This window comes from Bacteroidota bacterium (assembly GCA_030706565.1).
Lineage (GTDB): Bacteria > Bacteroidota > Bacteroidia > Bacteroidales > JAUZOH01 > JAUZOH01.
Map to the genome: position 1 here is coordinate 1 of JAUZOH010000456.1, position 2,855 is coordinate 2,855.

General features: G+C 40.6%; 2 protein-coding genes. Both read right to left on the minus strand.

The genetic code is table 11. The features are described from left to right. Positions 1–1,131: efflux RND transporter periplasmic adaptor subunit (locus Q8907_15510; protein MDP4275678.1), on the minus strand; the 1,131-nt coding region annotated here is incomplete at its 3' end. 23 nt (positions 1,132–1,154) lie between these two features. Beyond that, complete coding sequence (locus Q8907_15515; GenBank protein MDP4275679.1) at positions 1,155–2,495, minus strand: TolC family protein; 1,341 nt, start codon at positions 2,493–2,495, stop codon at positions 1,155–1,157. Positions 2,496–2,855 lie beyond the last annotated feature (360 nt).

The following is a 2,855-nucleotide window of genomic DNA, read 5'->3' on the forward strand; positions in this document are numbered from 1 at the left end:
ATCGCCTTCTTTTAATCCGGAAGTGATTTCTGTATTAATTCCATCGCTTATTCCGATAGTTACCGGTACGGAATTTACAGAAACTCCTTTTTTCACCCATACTAACGGTTGTACCTGGGTATTTCCCAAAGAAGCTGTTTGTATTTGAGTATTTGGCTTCATTTTATGTTGTTCACTCTCGGGAAGGCTTTTGTAATAAGTTTGCAATAAGTCATTGTCTGGGGTAAAACGCAGCGCCTTTGCCGGTACGGTTAGCACATTGCTGGCTTTGCTGATTTCTATCGAAATATTGGCGGTCAGTCCCGGCATCAGTTTCTTTTCGGGATTGGGTGCGTGAATGATGACGGTGTACGTAACCACATTATTGGTTGTGGTTGCCTTCAACCTGATTTGAGTGACTGTACCTGAAAATTTCATATCCGGAAAAGCATCCACGGTGAAACTTACGTGTTGGCCTTCTTTTACCTGCCCTATATCGGCTTCATCCACATTGGCTTCAACCTGCATCTGGGTAAGATCGTTGGCAATGGAGAAGAGGGTAGGAGTGCTAAAGCTTGCAGCCACTGTCTGCCCTTCATCAACCGCACGGCTGAGTACTACCCCGTCAATTGGAGAATAAATATAAGCATAGGCGAGGTTTACTCTGGCCCTGCTATAATTGGATTTTGATGTTTTCAGATCTGCCATGGCTTTTTCATAATTGTACAGTGCCTGGTCATAGTCGGATTTGGCAATGAGGTTTTTGTCGAACAAAGCCTTTGTACGCTTGTAGGTAGAGGTTTGAAAGGTCAGATTGGCCTTGGAATCATCGAGAGCAGCCTGACAACTTTCCAACGTTGATAAAAGCGAGGCCCTGTCTATTTCTGCCAGAAGCTGTCCCTTTTTAACGTGCGAATTGTAGTCCACATAGATTTTACTAACTACTCCGGAGACCTGGGTGCCTACGTCTACAGTTTTAATGGCAGCAATTGATCCGGTAGCTGTAACGACATTACTGATGTCGCCCCTGGCTGCTGTTACTGTTTCAAATGTGGCAACTTGTTTTTCCTGCCTGCATGATTTCAAAACAATTGTTGTACCTGCAACAAATAAAATCAGCGTTCCAATTACCCATTTTGTTTTCTTTTTCATGATTTCCCTTTTTAAGAATGTATTTATAAGGCAAGAGGCTTGCCTAAATAAAAGTCAAGTGTTTTATAACTAAAGATTAAATTATATTTAGATTGCAAAAGTTGATTCTCTGCTTTGATCAAATTGGTTTTTTGAACCAGATAATCTGTTGAATTGATCAGGCTTTGTGCATATTTTTCGGCTGCTACCTGCGATGATTCCAAGGCTGCATTATAACTTTCGTTGCTGGCTTCATATTTTTTAGTGGCTGAAGTTACGTCCACACAGGCCTGTTCAATGGATTTCCTTAAAGCATTTTTCGTGTTTTCCGTTGTCAGCTCTGCCTGCTTGGTTTGTATCATGGCCGTTTGAATTTTAGAGCTGATTTCTTTATTCTGGCTGATGGGAATAGAGAGTGTCAGTCCGATAGACGGGCTGATTTTATTGCCCATTTGATAACCATAAGAAAGCGGTGTACTGTTGTTATAACCTGAGCCAAGGCTACCCGAGAGGGATAAGGTCGGATACTGGTTGGCTTTGGCAATATCAACACCAATTTCAGCAACTTTTTGGTTGAGTTCGGCACTTTTTATCTGGGGTTTGATGACCAGGGACGTGTCGTACAGGCTTTTGGCATCCACCAGCCTTTTTTGTATGATGTTTGCAGTAAAATCAGGATGTGCAATTTCGAAGACATCACTTACCGGGAATTCCATCAACTGCATTAGACTGACCCTGTCAGTGGAAAGCTGTCCTTCATTTTCAGCAAGGGTTTGCTTTTCACTGGCCAGTTCTGATTTGACCTGCAAATAATCAGACTTTGAAATAGCCCCCAGTTTCATCCTTGCTTCAGCCAGAGCTAACTGCTGAGAAAGGGATTCAATTTGCTGCTGGCTGTTTTTTACCTGTTCTTCATCATATAGGACCTGCAGGTATGCACTTAAAATGTTAAGGCTTATACTTTCTTTTTGGGTCTGTGTATCATATTCCCCGGCCTGAAAGGTTAGGATGGATTGTTTAATGGTATTGTTGATTTTATTTGCATTGTATAACGTGACATTTGAATTTATCTCCACGTTGGTGTTGTTGTAGCCTGAATATTTTCCATATTCCAGTTCATTGTTCAAAGGCCTGTTCCAGCTGAATGATTGCCCGACACTTGCACTTAATGATGGATTCCTGCTGGCTTTAACTTGTTCAGTATAAACTTTATTCGTTTCGCTGGTAAGTGCCAGTTTCTGAACCGATATATTATGTTCCAAAGCGTAGCTGATACATTTTTGCAACGACCAAATGCTGTCTGTTTTTTGCTCCTGTGCAAAAACTGTCTGTAACCCAACCGGGTTTATGACGCTTAAGAAAAATAAGAAGATGTACTTTTTCATCTCAAAATATTTTTATTTCGAGGACAAAGGAAGTTCATCAATTTCTCCAGAAAGAACTTAATAGACCAACAGAACTTTTTTATAGATGAATTTTCTTTTTTTATGCCAAAGGCAGAGATCATTATGATTACACCGATTTTGCATGTAGAGCGTAGATTATAAATTAAATAACCCTTTTTAATGGGTTAATGGTAATCAAGTTCCAAATACGGTGGATGAGGCAAAATTTAAACAAAATGGGATGTCTCTTAGAATGCGAAGACAGGATTTATAGGATTAACATGTTTTTGCTTCCATATTGGTTCAATTGGCTGGATGCAGAGACTAAAATATTTCCCGGCCAATCCCGGAGGGATGTCC

Coding starts and splice junctions, on each gene's coding strand:
- Q8907_15515 (MDP4275679.1), bottom strand. CDS start 2,495: ATGAAAAAGTACATCTTCTTATTTTTCTTAAGCGTCATAAACCCGGTT.